This is a genomic window from Leucobacter sp. wl10 (assembly GCF_003569785.1).
Taxonomy (GTDB): domain Bacteria; phylum Actinomycetota; class Actinomycetes; order Actinomycetales; family Microbacteriaceae; genus Leucobacter.
Genome location: NZ_KZ983990.1, coordinates 121422 through 139133 on the forward strand (window position 1 = coordinate 121422; position 17712 = coordinate 139133).

Genomic DNA, 17712 nt, shown 5'->3' on the forward strand with positions numbered 1-17712 from the left:
CTATGCCACGATGGATCGCACCTGATACCGGTACCAGATCGGGCAGGGTCTCGGCACGAAAGGATCAACGATGCTCGGTTTCAACGAAGCCCAGGTTCGCGAACAGCTCACCAGCGCGGTCGCTCTGCGCCCGCAGATCGAGGAGCTGGTCGACCGCCTCCTCGCTCAGCGGATCGACAGCGTGCTGCTCGTCGGCTCGGGCGGCACCTACGCCCAGATGTGGCCGTACGAGTACCTCGCCCGCCGCTTCTCGAAGCTCCCGATCCGCGCGGCGAACTCCCGCGAGCTCATCCAGTCGGGCGACGCCTGGCTCGGCGAGAGCACCCTCGCCGTCTTCCTGTCCGTGTCGGGCACCACCGAGGACGTGCTGGCGGCCATCGACTACGTCAAGTCGCAGGGCGCGACGACGGTCTCCTTCACCGGAGTGCCCGAGTCGCCCATCGCGCAGGAGGTCGACCACACGCTGACCTCCGCGCCGAAGGCCTGGCCCTTCGATCCGCAGCTGCTGCTGCTCGTCGGCGCAATCATGCACAAGCGCGGCGAGTTCCCGGGCTATGAATCGCTGGCCGACGAACTCGCCGGCCTGCCCGACGCGATCATCGAGGCCGCCAAGGCCGCCGAGGACAAGGCCGTCGCCTTCGCCGAGGCGAACAAGGACACCGATTACCACTTCCTCATCGGCGGCGGCCCCCTCTGGGCGTTCACCTACCTGTACTCGATGTGCATCCTCGAGGAGATGCAGTGGCTGCGCACCACGCGCGTCAACTCGGCGGAGTTCTTCCACGGATCGCTCGAGCTGCTCGAGGAGGACACCTCGGTCATCGTCTTCCAGGGCGAGGACGAGACCCGCCCGCTGACCGACCGGGCCGAGGCCTTCGCGAGGCGAATCTCGAAGAACGTCGCGGTGTTCGACACCCGCGACTACGAGCTCGAGGGCTTCAGCCCCGAGAACCGCGCGCTCATCGCCCCGATCGTGCTCGACGCCGTGATGGGCCGCGTCAGCAAGCACCTCGAGCGCGTGCGGGACCACTCGCTCGACCTGCGTCGCTACTACCGCGTGATGGACTACTGATCTCGAGGATGCGGTGCCGAGCGGGGTCCGCCGAGCCGGATGCGCCGATCCGGCACCGCATCCCCCGCCCGCGCCCGGCCGCGGCGGGTCCGCATCGGCCCACAACGGAGAGGAGCCCCTCGTGAGAATTCTCGGCCTCGGCGACAACATCGTCGACCGCTTTCTCGACCGCGGCACCGATTACCCCGGCGGCAACGCCGTCAACGTCGCCGTACACGCGCACCGCCTGGGAGCCGAGTCCGGCTACCTCGGGGTGTTCGGCGACGACGAGGCCGGAGACTTCCTGCGCCGGGCCGTCGCGGCGGAGGGCGTGGACCTCGGCCGCTCGATCGTGCGCGAGGGCGAATCCGGGGTCACCTCGCTGCACGTCGTCGACGGAGACCGCACCTTCCTCGGATGGAACGGCGGCGGCGTCACCGTGCGCGAGCCCATCGACCTCGACGACGGCCGGCTCGACTACGTCGCCGGTTTCGACCTCGTCCACACGAGCGTGTACTCCGGCATCTTGCCCGAGCTCTCCCGCCTCGCGGGACTCCAGACGCTCGTCGGCTTCGACTTCTCCTCGGAGCCCGAGCATCGCACGGAGGGCTACTTCGCACGGGTCGCCCCCCACATCGACCTCGCGCTGATCTCCTGCTCGGAGCAGAGCGAGGCCGAGACGCACGCGATCCTCGACTCCCTCATCTCGCACGGGGCCGCACTCGCCCTCGCGACCCGCGGCACCGACGGCGCCGTCGTGGCGGACGGCGCGCACCGGGTCTCGGAGCCCGCTCTGCTCATCGAGAATCCGACGAGCATCGTCGACACCATGGGCTGCGGCGACGCCTTCGTGACCGGGTTCATCGTGCACCTGCTCGGCATCGGCTGGTCCCGCGACCGCTCCCCGAGCGCCGAGGAGCTGCGAGACGCGCTGCGCGCCGGGGCCTCGGCATCGCGCGACCAGTGCTTCGTCGAGGCCGCCTTCGGGCGGGGCCGGGCGACGCCCGCCGAGCCCGCGGCGTCGGAGCCACGCACTCCGGAGCCCACGCTCTAGACTGGAGACTCCACAGAGGAGGGACATTGGGCAGAGCTCGATCATCCTCCCCCACGATCTCCGAGGTCGCCGCCGCCGCCGGTGTCGGCCGCGCGACCGCCGCGAGAACGCTCGGGGGTTACGGATACGTGAGCGCGGAGATGCGCGAACGGGTCCTCACCGCCGCGGAACAGCTCGGCTATAGGGCGAACCAGCTGGCGCGCAGCGTCTCCACGGGCGTGAGCCACACGATCGGCGTGGTCGTCGCCGACATCTCCAATCCCTTCTTCGGCGGGGTGGTGCGGGGCGTCTCCGAGGTCGCGAGCGCCCGGGGCTTCGATGCGCTCGTCATCAGCACGTACGAGCATCTCGACGAGGAGGTGGCGGCCGTGAACGTGCTCGTCGACAAGCGGGTCGACGGCATCATCCTCTCCTCCGCGGCGTGCGATCCCGCCTCCACCGCCCACCTGCAGCTCGCCCGAGACCAAGACATCCCGCTCGTGCTGCTCGACCGCCTCATCCACGGCGTCGAGCTCGATGCCGTCGTCATCGAGAACCGCTCCGCCGCTCGCACCGCCACCACCCGGCTGATCACCGCGGGGCACACGCGCGTCGGGTTCGTGTGGGGCCCGCCCATCGCCGAGCGCCCCCGTTTCAGGCGAGAGCTCGTCGACGCCGCCGCGCGCAACCTCTGGACCGACGGCGAGCGCCTCATGGGCTATCTCGACGCCCTCGACGACTCGGCCCTTCCGGTCGACCCCGACCTGGTCACCGTCGGCCCGAAGACCGAGGAGCACGCGTACGACGAAGTCGCGCGCATGCTCGCCCTCGACGACCCGCCCACGGCGTTCTTCTGCACCGAGACCGACGCGCTCACCGGCACGCTCCACGCGCTCCGCGACGCCGGCCTCCCGATCCCCTCGCGGGTCTCGGTCATCGGCTTCGACGACAGCTCCTGGGCCGCCGTGATGGATCCGCCGCTCACGATGGTCGAGCAGCCGATGCTCGAGCTCGGCCGGTGCGCCGCCGAGCTGCTGCTCGCCCGCATCGACGGCGACGGCGACGGCGACGGCGAGGGTCAGCACACGCAGATGGAGCTGCAGGCGAGGCTCATCGAGCGCGAGTCCGTCGCGCCGCCGCGATGAACCGGCCGACCGCCGCCCCCGCGCTACCGCTGACGGAGCACGCTGAACGAGATCTCGTCCCCCCGGTGGTAGTCGCGCGCGTAGAGCACACGGCGTCCCTCCTTCGTCAGGCCGACCTCGGTCACGAGCAACCAGGGACCGAGACCCTCGAGACCGTGCCGTTCGCGCCACCCCTGCGGCAGCTCCGCAGCGGATATGGTGGCGAGCGACGAGCGCACGTGCTGTCCGTGGGCCGCGAGCGCCGCGGTCAGGGACCCGCTCCAGTCCCGGTACTCGATGGGACCGGGCAGCAACTCGCGCGGGATCGTGTTCTCGCTGACGACGAGCGGCTGATCGTCACCGAACCGGATCCGCAGCAGCCGGATCACCGGGTCCCCGGGCGCGAGCTCCAGCGCTTCGGCCTCCGGTTCGGCCGCGTCGCCCTCGGAGACGTCGAGCACCGCGCTCGTCACGGCGTAGCCGCGCGCCGCCAGCATCTCGGTGATGCTCTCGTACTTCGTCATGGGGCGTTCGAGACTCAGCGATGCCGACGCCGAGATGAAGCGCCCCTGGCCCTGCACGGCGACGACGACGCCCTCCTGCTCCAGACGGCGCAGAGCCTCGCGCACCGTGGAGCGCGAGACGCCGAAGAGGTCTGACAACTCGGCCTCCGTGTGCAGGCGGTCGCCCGGCCGGAGTCCGAGCTGCTCGACGAGCTGCAGCACCCGGCCGTAGGCGCGATCCACGGCGCTGATGGGCGCCCGATCCGCCGATCCCCTCGCAGCCGACCGCATCGCTCTCCCATCCTCGGCGGATCCCGAGCGGAATCCGCGACCATACCGGCGACCATAGCATCTTCGCACGACCTGGCGAGGTTGATCCGACAAATGCTAGAGTTGTCCGACAAGTAGTTGAGAAGACGGACAGGAGCAATGATGCTGAACTTCGACCCCGCCCACTACCTCGCCGTGCAGAGGGGCGCGGTCGCCCTCGCCGCCCCCATCCGCGAGACGGTCGGGCGACTGCTCAGAGACGGCGCCCCGAACGTCTTCTTCACCGGGGCGGGCGGCGTGAACCTGCTCATGCTCCCGGCGGCCCGCCTGCTGCAGACGCGCTCGACCTTTCCGGCGCACGTCGAGATGGGCGCCGAGATCGTGAACACCGGCAGCGCGCATCTCGGCCCCGGATCGATCGCCGTCTTCCCCTCGGTCTCCGGCACCACCAAGGAGGCCATCGCCGCCATCGAGTTCGCGAGGGAGCGCGGCGCGACGATCCTCAGCCTCACCGCGAAGCCCGATACGCCCATCGCGCGGCTCGCCGACGTCAGCTTCGCGAACGACTGCGCAGATCCGACCTCGAGCGAGAACTTCGCCCTGCAGTCGCTGCTCCTGGCCCTCGCCATCATGGACGCGCGCGGCGAGATCGACGACTACGGCGAGGTGGTGGGGCAGCTGCAGACCCTGCCCGAACTGCTGGTCGCCGCGAAGCAGCAGTTCGAGCCGCGCGCCGAGGCGCTGGCCGACGAGATCAGGGACGAGCAGCACCACATCATCACCTCGGCGGGCGGCTCGTGGTACGAGGCCGCCTACTACGGCATGTGCATCCTCGAGGAGATGCAGTGGATCTGGACGCGACCCGTGCACGCCTCGGATTTCTTCCACGGCACGCTCGAGCTGCTCGAGGAGGACACGAGCGTTCTCCTGCTCAAGGGCGAGGACGAGCAGCGGCCGCTCACCGAGCGCGTGGAGCGCTTCGCGCGCACCGTGACGAGCAGGCTGCGCGTGCTCGACGCCGCGGAGTTCGAGCTCGCCGGCCTGTCCCCCCGCGTGCGCGCCCTCGTCTCGCCAGTCGTGCTCGCGGCGGTCCTCGAGCGGCTCAGCACGCACCTCGAGCGGGCGCGCGGCCACGATCTCACGATCCGCCGCTACTACAAGAAGGGCGACTACTAGGCCCTCGGCCGCACGCCGCGGGCCCCCGATCCGCCACACTATTTCCCGTCCGCGCCTCGGCGGCTTTCCGCAGCCGACCGAGCCGATCCCGGCCTGGATCCTCGAGCAGTACGCCCGCGCGATCGCGGACGGAGAGTGCTCGCGCCCTACGCCGCCTGGCCGTATTCCCCGGTCGCGACGATGATCGCCCGCGCGAGCACCGCGTTGCGCATCATGAAGCCCATCACGGCGGGCGTCGCCCCGGGATCGATGTCGATGCGCTCCACGTCGAGTGCGTGCACGGCGAACCAGTAGTGGTGCACGCCCGTGCCCTCGGGCGGGGCCGCCCCCGTGAAGGCCGGCTCGCGCTGCTCGTTGGGCATGGTGATCGCCCCCTCGGGCAGCAGCGAACTTCCGAGGGATCCCGCACCCGCCGGCAGATCCGTCACCGCGGCCGGGAGGTTCGCGACGGCCCAGTGCCAGAATCCGGATCCCGTCGGGGCGTCGGGGTCGAAGCAGGTCACCGCGAAACTCTTGGTTCCGTCGGGGAAGCCCGACCAGCTGAGCTGCGGCGAGCGGTTCGAGCCGCCCGCGTGCTCCGCGTACAGCTCGGCCGGCAGCGGTTCGCCGTCTTCGATGTCGGTGCTGGTCAGCGAGAAGCCCGGCACCTCGCGCATTCCCGCGTACGGGTTGATCTGGCCACGGCTCGGCTGCGTCATCGCTCTCCCTCGATATCTCTCGGTCTCGGGGCCGAGCGCGGCCCCGAACTCTGCCACCAGCATAGGCCGCGCTCCTCCTGGTCTCCAGGGGGCGTCCCCGCCCCGCTCCGTCCCGTGCACGCCGGGAGCGAAGGCCCCACGAGCGGTTCGCAAGCGGCGCACTCGCACCAAAAGCGTCCGCTCAGGCCGCCTGCACCGCACTCGAAGGGCGCCGCGCTTCAAGGATCGCCGCGTTCCCGGCCGGTATACTCGAAAGCAGCAGACGACGACGCCTCCACCGAAGCGGAGTGACCATGGCAATGACGACAGGATCCGAGCGCGCTCGCGCGACGCTCGCCTACCTGCGCCGCAAGATCACCACCGGCGAGTGGCCCGTGGGCAGCAGGATCCCGATCGAGCCGGAGCTCGCCGAGCAGACCGGCGTCGGCCGCTCCACCGTGCGCGAAGCCGTGCGCTCGCTCGCCAGCATCGGCATGCTCGAGACGCTGCCGGGCCGCGGCACCTTCGTGCGCTCTGCGGCGCCCACGAGCACGCTGCTCAACGAGTTCCTCGCCGATTTCACGCTCGAGGAGATTCTCAGCTATCGGCGCGCGCTCGAGATCGAGGCGGCGCAGCAGGCCTCGACGCACCGCACCGATGACGATCTCGCGGCCCTCGAGCGCGCGGCCATCGAGGAGATCGGCTGCACCCGCTGCCCCGTGCTGGGACTCGCGAACGGCGCCGACGACAACGCGTTCGACAGCAAGTTCCACCGCCTCATCTTCGACTCCGCCAAGAACCGCCTGCTCGCCTCGCTGTACGCGGGCATCAACGATCAGCTGCGCTCGCCCAAGCACCGCGGGCGGCTCGCCAACGTGGCCACCGCCGCCGACATGGAGCGGGATCACGCCCGCGTGGTCGACGCGATCCGCCGTCGCGACTTCATCGACGCCGTGCACGCCATGGTGGAGCACGTCGACCACGACGTGGTCATCGTCAACGACCAGCACGAGGTCGTCCCTCCGCTCGCCCGCACCCCGGAACAGCAGCAGCGCATCGACGCGCACACGGCCGCCGAGGCGCAGGCGCATATCTAGCGCGCCGGGCAGCCGATGAGCAGGACCGCGGCGGAGGCGATCGAGGACGCCGCGCCGGTCGTCCGCACCTCGGCCGGCGCCGTGCGCGGCGCCTGGGCCTATCCGGGCGGCCTCTCCGGCGAAACCGTCGCTCGCGTCGCGGCGTTCCGCGGCATCCCCTACGCCGAGCCGCCGGTGGGGCCGCTTCGCTTCGCCCCGCCGCAGCCGCGGAGCCCCTGGGAGGGTTCCCTCGACGCCACCGCCTTCGGGCCGACCCCGCAGCGCGGCGACGCCGGGATCACGCTCATCCCCGAGCCCTCGATCCCGGGCGACGACACGCTGAGCGTCAACATCTGGACCCCCGATCCCGACCCCGCGGCCGCGCTGCCGGTGGTGGTCTGGATCCACGGCGGCGGCTTCATCTCCGGGTCGCCCACGAGTCCCTGGTACGACGGCGGCGCATTCGCGCGCGACGGAACGGTGCTGGTGACGCTCTCCTACCGGCTCGGCTTCACGGGCTTCGGCTGGATCGAGGGGGCGACGCCGAACCGGGGCGTGCTCGACTGGATCTGCGCGCTGCGGTGGGTGAGGGATCACATCGGCGCGTTCGGTGGCGACCCCGGGCGGGTCACGATCGCGGGCCAGTCCGCCGGCGGCAGCGCGGTGCTCACCCTGCTGGGGGCGCCGGGCGCGGCTGGACTGTTCCATGGCGCTTACGCGATGTCGGCCGCGGTCGCGGATCCCTCGGTCGAGGAGGCCAGGGCCCGCGGGCGACGGCTGGCCCGCCTCGCCGGGGTCGCGCCGAACCTGGCGGGGTTCTCCGCCGTGCCCGAGGCCCGGATCCTCGAGCTGCAGCCGAGGGTGACCGCGCCCGCGGCTCCGCGCCTGCTGCGCGAGCTGCACGGCCTGATCCGCGACGGGCTGATGATCGGCCCCGTCGCCGACGGCGAGATCGTGCCGGGCGGCGCCGTCGCGTCGGCGGCGAACGGACCGAGCGCGGGCCTGCCGCTCGTGCTCGGCACCGCCGACGACGAGCTGATGGGGCTCTTCCCCAGGCGCAGACGGCTCGGCCGCTACACGACCGACGCCGTCTTCCGCGGCTGGGTGCCGCGGATCGCAGCCGCGCGCTCCGACTCCCCGCAGGCGGGCCCCACCTGGAGCTACCGCTTCGCCTGGCGCCCCGACGATCCGCCCCGCGCCGGGCACTGCATCGACGTACCCTTCGTGTTCGACCGCCTCGACGCCCCCGGCGTGGAGCGCGTCGCGGGGGCGTCGCCGCCGCAGGAGCTTGCGGACGCGGTGCACGGGGCGCTCGTCGCGCTCGCGAAGACGGGCGAACCCGGGTGGGCGCCGGACGACGGCGGGCGCGGCCCGAGCCGCGTCTTCGACCGCCCGGTTCGCGACGAGCCGAACGCCTACGCGTCGGTCGCCCGCTCCGAGCTGCGCCGGCGCGCACCGGCCGGTTACGCGCGCCCGCGCTCGACGTAGACGCGCAGCGCGTCGCGCACGAAGGCAGCGCCCTCGACGCCTCCGTAGTTCGCTCCGAAGCGCTCGTCGGCGACGTACATGTCGGCGAGACCGAGCACATAGCCCGCGAGGTCGCCGCTCGGCTCGCTCGCCGGGCTCGGCAGCGGCCGCACGGACTCCGACTCGGAAACGCGGTGCGCTCCCTCCCAAGCCGGAGTTCCGGGGATCCCCCGCAGCCACTCGACGTGGCGCCGCGCGAGATCCTGCGCCTCGAGAGAGGCGGGATCCTCGCCCCGCTCCGCCGCCGCGGCCCAGTCGGCCGACACCCGAGCCACGCGAGCCTGCCACTCGGCCCGCTCCTCATCGCTCATACTGCGCCGCCAGCGGTCGCTCGTCGCATACGCGTCGGCGCCCCAGCGCTGCTCGACCTCCTCGCGGTACTGCGTATGATCGAACCCCTCGAACATGCTCTCTGACATGAGATCCTCTCCCTCCGATTCCCGGTGTCCACCGTCGTTCGCGCTTCCGCGGAGGAGAGCGGCGATCGTGCGCTCGACCGAGCCGATCTGGGCCTCGATCCGGCCGCGCTCTCGGTGCAGCAGCTCCAGGTGCGCCCGCAGGATCCTCGCCTCGGCCTCCGCGGGCTCCACCGACGCGCCCGAGACCCGGGCATCCTGCGCCTCGAGCACCTGGCCGATCGCGTCGAGCCCGAGGCCCAGCTCGCGCAGCAGCAGTACGCGCTGCAACCGCACGAGCGAGCGGTCGTCGTAATAGCGGTAGCCGTTGCGGCCCACGCGGCTCGGCGGCACGAGGCCGACGCTGTCGTAGTGTCGCAGCGTGCGCGAGGTCACCCCCGCCGCGTGCGCGACCTCCTGAATCGAACGCTCCACGACCTCTCCCCTCTCACGCGGCTCTCCAGCGGACGCTTCCACGTTACGAGTTGACGTTGCGTCAAGGTCAAGCCCGAGTTGTGGACCAAGATCCGCCCGGCGCTCGGAGGGGCCTCACCCCATGGAATCGAGGATCGCGACGAGCTGCTCGAAGGTGGTGAGCGGATTGACGATCGCGAAGCGGGTGTTGGGGCGCCCGGCGTGCGAGCTCGGCACGACGAAGGCGCGCTGCTCCTCGAGCAGGCGATCCGACCACCGGTCGTAGTCCTCCCGCTCCCAGCCGTCGCGCTCGAACACCACGACCGACAGCTGCGGCTCGCGCACGAGACGCAGGCCCGGGCGCCGCCTGATCTCATCGGCGATCTGCCGGGCGAGCGCGAGCGAGTGCGTCACCGCCTCGCGGTAGGCCGCCGCGCCGTAGGTGGCGAGCGAGAACCACAGCGGCAGACCCCGCGGGCGGCGGGTGAGCTGGATCGAGTAGTCGGACGGATCGTAGTGCGCCTGGTCAGTGAGCACGTCGAGGTACTCCGCGTGCTGCGTGTGGGCCTGACGGCCGGTATCGGGATCGCGGTAGATGAGCGCGCACACGTCGTAGGGCGCGAAGAGCCACTTGTGCGGGTCCACGATCACGGAGTCGGCGCCCTCCACGCCGCCGAAGTGCGGGCGGCCGAGCGGCGAGAGCATCGCGGTGAGGCCGTACGCGCCGTCGACGTGCAGCCAGAACTCGAAGTCACGCTTCAGCTCGGCGATACCCGCGATGTCATCGACGACGCCGAAGTTGGTCGATCCGCCCGTCGCCACCACCGCGAACACCCGCTCGCCGTGCTCCTCGAGCGCCGCACGCACGCCGTCCGGCCGCAGCACCCCGCCCTCGTCCGCCGTCACCGGGATCACGTCGACGTCCATCACCCGCGCCGCCGACGCGACCGAGGAGTGCGCCTCGGCGCTGCACACGACGACCCAGCCGCCCTCGGGGCGCGAGGCGAGACCCGCCGCCTCCCGGCGCGAACGTGCGTCGTCCCGAGCCGCGACCAGCGCCGACAGATTGCCGATCGTACCGCCCTGCACGAACACGCCGCCCGCCCCCTCGGGCAGCCCGAACTCCGCGGCCAGCCACGCCAGCACCTCGTTCTCGGCGTGCACGGCGCCCGCGCCCTCCATCCACGACCCGCCGTACAGGGCGCTCGCCGAGACGACGAGGTCGAACGCGATCGCGGCCTTCGACGGCGCACTGGGAATGAACGAGAGGTACTGCGGGTGGTCGGTCGTGATGCACGCCGGTGCGAGCACGTGCTCGAAGACCGCGAGCGCACGCCGGCTGCCCAGCCCCTCCTCGCCGATGGTCGTGCCCGCGAGACGTCGCAGCTCGCTCGGCGAGGCCGCATGGTCGAGCGGCGTGTCGGTCGCGAGGATGCGGCGGCGCGAGTAGTCGAGCACGAGGTCGACGATGTCCTGGGTCTCCGGCGAAACGGAGTGCATGCGGGCGTGCGCGGGCTGGGCGGGCTGGGCTGCCTCGTCGGTCATCGGGGCCTCTCTGTCGGGTCGGGATCCTGGTGTGCCGGTGATGCCAGTGTGCGCGGTCGGAGTCGAGGCGCGCAAGTCGGATGCGGGGCGGGAGCGCGGGGGCGACGGCCGCCGCGTTTTCGCACACCGAAGACGCACGGTTCTCCCGAGAGGCCACGGTAATCCCGTGAATATCCTGGCCTCTCGGGAGAACCGTGTTGTTTCGGCGGCGTCGGCCCCGGGGCCGCGCGGGATCGGCGGCGCGGGATCGGCCCCACTCCTCGCCGGACCTCACCCGCTCCCCCGCGACTAGCATGGTCGGGTGACCGAGCCCAAGATCCTGCTGTACTACGTCTTCGCGCCGGTCGCCGACCCCGAGGCCGTGCGGCTGTGGCAGCGCGAGCTCTGCGAGTCGCTGGGGCTGCGCGGGCGCATCATCGTCTCGAGGCACGGCATCAACGGCACTGTCGGCGGCGAGCTCGACGCCTGCAAGCGCTACCTGCGGCGCACACGCGAGTACGGGCCGTTCGCGCGGCTCGAGGCGAAGTGGAGCGACGGCACGGGCTTCGACGATCCGCGCCCCGAGCCGCTGCACGGCGTCGACCGCGCGGCCCGGTGGCTGCGCATCTCCGATTTTCCGAAGCTCAGCGTGAAGGCTCGCGACGAGCTGGTGGCGTTCGGGATCCCCGACGAGCTGCGGGTCGACGCCGACGGCGTGGTGGGCGGCGGCGAGCACCTCTCGCCCGAAGCCGTGAACGAGCTGGTGGCCGCGCGGGGCGAGGAAGTCGTGTTCTTCGACGGGCGCAACGCGTGGGAGGCCGAGATCGGGCGTTTCAGGGGCGCGGTCGTGCCCGAGGCCCGCACCACGCACGACTTCATCGCGCAGATCGAGAGCGGCGCGTTCGACGACCTCAAGCAGCGGCCCGTCGTCACCTACTGCACCGGCGGTGTGCGCTGCGAGATCCTGTCGGCGGCGATGCGGGATCGCGGCTTCGCCGAGGTGTACCAGATCGACGGCGGTATCGTGCGCTACGGGGAGGCCTTCGGCAACGAGGGGCTGTGGGAGGGATCGCTCGCGGTGTTCGACGGGCGCGAGAGGGTGGACTTCGGCCCCGGGGCGGCCGTGCTGGGCCGCTGCGCGGTGTGCGGTGCGGCCTCGAACCGGCTGGGCGACTGCGCTGAGCCGTCGTGCCGCGAGCGCTTCGTGGCCTGCGCGGAGCACCCGGACCCGCGCTGCGCCGAGCACTGAGATCACGCCTCGGCACTCATCCGCGAGGTGCTCCGCCTCGCTCAAAGCGCCCCAGAAATAGAACATAACGTTTGACTTATATAAGTTGAGAATGAAAAATAGGATCATGCACGCACTCGATGTCCTCGGAGACCCGGTGCGCCGGCGCATTCTCGAGCTCGTCATCGACGGCGAGGAGCCCGCCGGCGCGATCGCCGATGCCATCTCGCAGCAGTTCGGCATCAGCCAGCCGGCGGTGTCGCAGCACCTGCGCGTGCTGCGCGAGAACGGCTTCGTGACCGTGCGCCCCGAAGGCACCCGGCGCCTCTACGCCGTCGATCCCCGCGGACCGCAGCAGGCGAGCGAGTGGCTCACCCCGTTCGAGCGCTTCTGGCGCGGCCCGCTCGCGGCGCTCGGCACCGAACTCGCCCGCGGCAAGCGGCAGCGGCGCCCGGCCGCCGAACAGACCTCGGATCCGAGGCCGATCGCGGATCCCGAACCACCGAAGAGCAAGGAGTGATCATGGTCGACACCTCCCAGCAGATCGCAGCCGTCACCCGCGCGCTGCGCACCGAGGACGTGGAGGGCGAGCCCGCTCACGTGCAGACCCTCGTGCAGCGGTACCCCGCCGCCATCGACGACGTGTGGGACGCGGCCACGAGCGCCGCGCACATCGCAGCAGGAGCCGACCCCGAGACCGCAGCCCGAGCCGCCGATGCCACGTACGGCTTCTACACGGGGCAGTAAGAGACAGCGCGTGCGGCCGAAGCCGGCTGCCGAGCGGCTACCAGATGCGGACGCGCTCCGCCGGATCGAGCCAGAGGCCGTCGCCCGGCTGCGTGCCGTAGGCCTCGTGGAAGGGCGCGAGGTTGCGCACGATCTGGTTGCAGCGGAACTCGTTGGGCGAGTGCGGGTCGATGGTGAGCAGCCGCACCGTCTCCTCGGGTCGCGACTTCTGCTGCCAGGCCTGCGCCCAGGCGAGGAAGAAGCGCTCGGCACCCCCGAGTCCGTCGATGACGGGAGGATCCTCGCCGCCGAGCGAGCGCAGGTAGGCCTTCCACGCGATCTCGAGCCCGGCGAGGTCGCCGATGTTCTCGCCGATCGTCAGCTCGCCGTTGACGGTCCGGCCGTCGGCGCCCTCGGGCGAGAGCGCGTTGTACTGGCCGATGAGCGCGCCCGTCAGCTCCTCGAAGGCCGCGCGGTCCTCCTCGGTCCACCAGTCGGTCAGCCGGCCGTCGCCATCGTAGCGGGATCCCTGGTCGTCGAAGCCGTGACCGATCTCGTGGCCGATCACCGCGCCGATCGCGCCGAAGTTCGCGGCCGCATCCCACGACGCGTGGAAGAACGGCGGCTGCAGGATCGCGGCCGGGAACACGATCTCGTTGAAGCCTGGGTTGTAGTAGGCGTTGACCGTCTGCGGGGTCATGAACCACTCGTCGCGGTCGATGGGCCTGCCGACCTTGCCCAGCTCGCGATGGAACTCGAAGTCGGACACGCGGCGCGAGTTGCCGACGAGGTCGCTCGAGTCGACGGCGAGCGCCGAGTAGTCGCGCCACTTGACGGGGTAGCCGATCTTGGGGGTGAAGCGGTCGAGCTTCTCGAGCGCGCGGTCGCGGGTCTCGGAGCCCATCCACTCGAGCCGCTCGATCGACTCGCGGTAGGCCTCGATGAGGTGGCCCACCAGCTCGTCCATGGCCGCCTTCGAGTTCTCGTCGAAGTGGCGCTCCACGTAGAGCCGGCCCACGGCCTCGCCCATCGCGCCCTCCACGAAGGAGACGCCGCGGCGCCAGCGGTCGCGCTGCTCGGGCGCACCCGTGAGCGCGGTGCCGTAGAAGTCGAAGTTGGCCCGCGAGATCTTCTGCGAGAGCAGCGCCGCCGATCCCCGCACGATCGACCACACCAGCCACGCCCGCCAGGCCTCCAGCTCCTCCTCGACGAGCAGCTCCGCAAGCCCCGCGAGCGCCTCGGGCTGCGCGGCGACGACCTCGGAGAAGGCCGCCTCGGGCGCGCCCATCGCGGCGAGGTAGGCGGGCCAGTCGAGCTGCGGCGTGATCTCGCGCAGCCCCTCGAACGTGCGCAGGTTGTACAGCTTCTGGATGTCGCGGCTCGCCACCTTGTCCCAGTGGGAGTCGGCGATGCGCCGCTCGAGCTCGTAGGCGAGGCCGGCGAGGCGCTCCGGATCCGCGACGCCTACCAGCCCGAGCATGCGCGCGATGTGCGCCCGGTACTGATCCCGGATCGTCTCGAACTGCTCCTCGCGGTAGTACGACTCGTCGGGCAGGCCGATGCCGCCCTGCATCACGAACACGATGTAGCGGCTCGGGTCGCCCGGGTCGTTGTCGACGAACATGCCGTAGAAGCCGCCGAGCCCCTGCCGCTCGAGCTCGGCGACGAGCCGCGTGAGCCCCTCGATCGAGTCGACGGCGAGCGCGCGCTCGATGTCGTCGGCGATGGGCGCCGCTCCCAGCCGGTCGACCCGCCCCACGTCCATGAAGCTCGCGTACAGCGCGGCCACCTTGTCGGCTTCGGCCTCGCCCGCACCCTCGATCGTCCCGGCCGCAGGAGCCTCGGTACCGGTGATGATGTCGCGCACGGCCTCCTCCGCGTTCTCGGCGAGCACCGCGAACGACCCGTAGCGCGCCTTGTCGGCGGGGATCGCGGTGCGTTCGATCCACCTGCCGTTGACGTGTCTGAAGAGGTCGTCCTGGGGGCGGATCGCGGGGTCGAGCTCGGCGAGGTCGATGCCGGATGCGGTCGAGACGGGGGCTGCGTCGGTCATGCGCACCAGCCTAGCGGCGGGCGACGGTGTGCGGCCTGCGGATGCGGGCCTGTGTCAACCGGCGGTCAGCACGCGCATGACGAGCGGCGCGTAGAACCTGCGCTGGTGTGCGTCCGCATCGAGCATCCTGAGGATTCCGAGTTCGACCAGCTGACCGACGAGCTTGTTCGACCGCCCGTAGGAGAGTCCGAGAGCGGATTCGACTCTCCGCACGGTGAAAGAGGGGTTCGCGACGGCGAAGTCGATCAGCGCTTGAGCACTGTCCGCCCGGAGCGAAGAGGCGCGCACGTGCTCCTTAAGCTCTGCGTGCACCTCGGCAAGCGCCAGCATCTGCGAGCGGGTCGACTCGGCTGCGGCACGGATGCCGTGCGCGAAGAGCCAGATAAAGACGTCCCAGTGCCCGCGCGCGCTCACCCCGAGCAAGGCGTCGTAGTATGCGGCTCGACGCTCCTCAAACCACGGGGACACGGTGAGCGTGGGCTCATCAAGCACTCCCAGCGCGTGCAGATGCAGCACGATCAGGTAGCGCCCGATTCGCCCGTTGCCGTCTGTGAACGGGTGCAGCGCCTCGAACTGGTAGTGTGCCATGGCAGCGGCGACGATCGGATCGATGCGTTCGCTCCGGGCGACCCGCATCCAGTCCACGAGGTCCCTCAGCCTCGTCTCCAGCTCGAAGCCACCCGGCGAAGGTACGAATCGTGCCCCCTCGACGGGGAAACCCAGTGGGTTGGCGTTCTCACGCCGGCCGATCACAACCTGTTGTTCGCGCACGTGACCCGACGCGTTCTCCAATGGCAACCCCCGCATGAGTGCGCCCTGCAGTTCGCTGAGCAATGAGACGGAAAACGACTGCCCGAGTTCGATCCTGCCAAAACCCAGGTTCGCCATCGCCACATAGTTGAGGATCTCGACGAGGTCCGACGTGCTCGGATCGTCTTCATCCGCGGCGTATACCGCTGCGAGCGGGGCGTATGCGCCTTCCAGCGCGGAGGTGCTCTGCGCCTCCCGTCGCAGCGCGGGAAGGCGGAAAAGAGTCGGGTTGGGCAGCTGCTTCGCAGTCGCGTCGAGCGCGGCGAGCGCGGCTCGTGCGTTCGCGACCGCCATATAAGTCTTCGGACTCAGCTCCGGCGCCTCGTCTCCCAGTGGATCAGGCAGGAAAGCACGATGCGTCCACTCACCCAAGCGAGGATCCGTGCCGTGAATGGGCACGAGCACACCAGGAGAGTCACTCCCGAACATTCTCAAATCCATAATGTTATTAAATCACTTAAATACGACCATATAGATAGCCATAATATTCTTTATCTATAAGTTTAGTAACATGATCACTAAGTTCGTACTCGCTAGGCTAGTGAACATGTCCCTGCCCGCTCCCAATCCCGGACGATCTGAAGAACACGACAGCCCCGCCCGACGGGAGAACAGCAGACGCATCGATCGGAGCATCGCCCGCCTCGCGCTCCCGGCGCTCGGCGCGCTCATCGCCGAGCCGCTCTTCCTCATCGTCGACTCGGCGATGGTGGGCCACCTCGGCGCCACGTCGCTCGCCGGCCTCGCGATCGCGAGCGCGATCCTGCAGACCGCCGTCGGCCTCATGGTGTTCCTGGCCTACTCGACCACTCCCCTGGTGGCGCGCCGGATGGGCGCCGGCCGGCTGCAGGGGGCGGTGCAGGCGGGCGTCGACGGACTGTGGATCGCGATCGGGATCGGCGCGCTGATCGGGATCGGCGTGTGGGCCGCGACCCCCGCCCTCGTCGGCGCCTTCGAGGCCGAGCCTGCCGCGGCCGAGCAGGCGCGCGTCTACCTGTCGATCTCCTCCGCCGGCATCCCGGCGATGCTCATCGTCTTCGCCACGACCGGCCTGCTGCGCGGGCTGCAGGACACGCGCACTCCGCTGCTCGTCGCCGGGATCGGCTTCACCCTCAACGCACTGCTGAACTGGTGGTTCATCTACGGGCTGGGGTTCGGAATCGCCGGCTCGGCGACCGGAACCGTGATCGCGCAGTGGGCGATGGTGGCGACCTACACGGTCGTCGTCGTGCGGCACGTGCGCAGGAGCGGCGCCGGTCTCATGCCCCGCCGCGACGGACTCGCACTGACGGGGCGCAGCGGATGGTGGATGTTCGTCCGCACCCTGGGCCTGCGCGCGGCGATCCTCGCGACGGTCGCTGCGGCGGCGAGCCACGGCACGGTCGCGACGGCGGGGTTCCAGGTGGTGTTCACGATCCTGTCCACGGCCGCGTTCGCCCTCGACGCACTGGCCATCGCGGCGCAGGCGCTCGTGGGTGCGGCCCTCGGCGCCTCCGACGCCGAGCATGCCCGAGCCGTGGTGCGCCGGGTGATCTTCTGGGGTCTCGCGCTCGGCGCGGCTGCCGGCGCTCTGCTGGTGGTGTGCAGCCCGCTGATCGGCCGCATATTCACGAACGACGAGGGAGTGCTCGCGATCCTGCCCTGGGCGCTCGCGGTGCTGGGGCTCACGATGCCGCTCGCCGGCTACGTGTTCGTGCTCGACGGCGTGCTCATGGGGGCGGGCGATGTCCGCTATCTCGCCTGGGCCGGCCTCGCTAACCTGGTCGTCTACCTCCCGGTGGTGTGGGCGCTCACCCTTCTACCGACCGGGACCGTCGGGCTGCTCGCGCTCACCGCTGGCTACGCCATCGTGTACATGGGAGCCCGGGCGGCCACGCTCGGGCTCCGCGCGCGAGGCGAACGCTGGGTGCGACTGGGAGAGTGACCGAGTCTTCATCCTGTTCCGCACCAGGCTTCGAAGCTGCTCCACGCTCTCAGATGAGGGTAACGACCTGCGCGTCTGTGCCCGTCGAGGGCAGTGACGTATCCCCGGGCTCCACCGCAGTCGATGATCCCGATACGCACGGCCAGCCGTAGCAGATCCCAGGTAGTGACGGTTCCGATCCGCTCGTAGCGCGCTACCTCT

At 70.7% G+C, this 17712-nt stretch carries 16 protein-coding genes; 10 read left to right on the top strand and 6 right to left on the bottom strand.

What is annotated here, in order from left to right:
* Positions 1-70 precede the first annotated feature (70 nt).
* From D1J51_RS05585 to D1J51_RS05595, 3 genes are all read left to right on the top strand, one after another.
* Complete coding sequence (locus tag D1J51_RS05585; RefSeq protein WP_119074197.1) at positions 71-1072, top strand: SIS domain-containing protein; 1002 nt, start codon at positions 71-73, stop codon at positions 1070-1072.
* A gap of 121 nt (positions 1073-1193) precedes the next feature.
* On the top strand, positions 1194-2105 hold the full coding sequence (locus tag D1J51_RS05590) for a PfkB family carbohydrate kinase (RefSeq protein ID WP_119074198.1): 912 nt from the start codon (positions 1194-1196) through the stop codon (positions 2103-2105).
* 26 nt (positions 2106-2131) lie between these two features.
* Complete coding sequence (locus D1J51_RS05595; RefSeq protein ID WP_119074199.1) at positions 2132-3229, top strand: LacI family DNA-binding transcriptional regulator; 1098 nt, start codon at positions 2132-2134, stop codon at positions 3227-3229.
* A 23-nt stretch (positions 3230-3252) separates the two neighbouring features.
* Here the strand turns inward: D1J51_RS05595 and D1J51_RS05600 are convergent, their stop codons facing one another.
* Entirely contained in the window at positions 3253-4002 is a 750-nt protein-coding gene (locus tag D1J51_RS05600; protein WP_119074200.1) for a GntR family transcriptional regulator, read from the bottom strand.
* Between the two features lie 141 nt (positions 4003-4143).
* Between D1J51_RS05600 and D1J51_RS05605 the strand changes: the two genes are divergently transcribed.
* Entirely contained in the window at positions 4144-5157 is a 1014-nt protein-coding gene (locus tag D1J51_RS05605; RefSeq protein WP_119074307.1) for an SIS domain-containing protein, read from the top strand.
* Between the two features lie 146 nt (positions 5158-5303).
* On the opposite strand, the gene D1J51_RS05610 is transcribed toward D1J51_RS05605, so the two are convergent.
* Positions 5304-5855 (bottom strand): YbhB/YbcL family Raf kinase inhibitor-like protein, encoded by a 552-nt coding sequence (locus tag D1J51_RS05610; RefSeq protein ID WP_119074308.1) that lies wholly within the window; start codon positions 5853-5855, stop codon positions 5304-5306.
* Between the two features lie 293 nt (positions 5856-6148).
* On the opposite strand from D1J51_RS05610, the gene D1J51_RS05615 reads away from it, so the two are divergent.
* Positions 6149-6931, top strand: coding sequence for a FadR/GntR family transcriptional regulator (locus tag D1J51_RS05615; RefSeq protein WP_119074201.1), 783 nt, complete (start codon positions 6149-6151; stop codon positions 6929-6931).
* A 15-nt stretch (positions 6932-6946) separates the two neighbouring features.
* Positions 6947-8398 carry a carboxylesterase/lipase family protein gene (locus tag D1J51_RS05620; protein WP_119074202.1) on the top strand — a complete coding sequence of 484 codons (1452 nt, stop codon included), beginning with the start codon at positions 6947-6949 and terminating at the stop codon, positions 8396-8398.
* Here D1J51_RS05620 and D1J51_RS05625 read toward each other — a convergent pair.
* A complete protein-coding gene (locus tag D1J51_RS05625) occupies positions 8374-9267 on the bottom strand; it encodes a MerR family transcriptional regulator (protein ID WP_119074203.1) in 894 nt (297 codons plus the stop codon). The genes D1J51_RS05620 and D1J51_RS05625 overlap by 25 nt on opposite strands.
* Positions 9268-9381: 114 nt before the next feature.
* Entirely contained in the window at positions 9382-10791 is a 1410-nt protein-coding gene (locus D1J51_RS05630; RefSeq protein WP_119074204.1) for a pyridoxal phosphate-dependent decarboxylase family protein, read from the bottom strand.
* A gap of 301 nt (positions 10792-11092) precedes the next feature.
* Here D1J51_RS05630 and D1J51_RS05635 point away from each other — a divergent pair, with 301 nt between their 5' ends.
* From D1J51_RS05635 to D1J51_RS05645, 3 genes are all read left to right on the top strand, one after another.
* Positions 11093-12019, top strand: a complete 927-nt coding sequence (locus D1J51_RS05635; RefSeq protein ID WP_119074205.1) for an oxygen-dependent tRNA uridine(34) hydroxylase TrhO — start codon at positions 11093-11095, stop codon at positions 12017-12019.
* Between the two features lie 106 nt (positions 12020-12125).
* On the top strand, positions 12126-12518 hold the full coding sequence (locus tag D1J51_RS05640; protein WP_119074206.1) for an ArsR/SmtB family transcription factor: 393 nt from the start codon (positions 12126-12128) through the stop codon (positions 12516-12518).
* A 2-nt stretch (positions 12519-12520) separates the two neighbouring features.
* Positions 12521-12745, top strand: coding sequence for a hypothetical protein (locus D1J51_RS05645; protein ID WP_119074207.1), 225 nt, complete (start codon positions 12521-12523; stop codon positions 12743-12745).
* 37 nt (positions 12746-12782) lie between these two features.
* On the opposite strand, the gene D1J51_RS05650 is transcribed toward D1J51_RS05645, so the two are convergent.
* Both D1J51_RS05650 and D1J51_RS05655 read right to left on the bottom strand, forming a co-directional pair.
* The gene (locus D1J51_RS05650; protein ID WP_119074208.1) at positions 12783-14777 is read right to left on the bottom strand and encodes a M13 family metallopeptidase; all 1995 of its coding nucleotides are present in this window, start codon (positions 14775-14777) and stop codon (positions 12783-12785) included.
* A gap of 54 nt (positions 14778-14831) precedes the next feature.
* Positions 14832-15959 (bottom strand): Fic family protein, encoded by a 1128-nt coding sequence (locus tag D1J51_RS05655; protein WP_240422958.1) that lies wholly within the window; start codon positions 15957-15959, stop codon positions 14832-14834.
* A gap of 175 nt (positions 15960-16134) precedes the next feature.
* On the opposite strand from D1J51_RS05655, the gene D1J51_RS05660 reads away from it, so the two are divergent.
* Positions 16135-17511 carry an MATE family efflux transporter gene (locus D1J51_RS05660; RefSeq protein WP_119074210.1) on the top strand — a complete coding sequence of 459 codons (1377 nt, stop codon included), beginning with the start codon at positions 16135-16137 and terminating at the stop codon, positions 17509-17511.
* Positions 17512-17712: the final 201 nt, after the last annotated feature.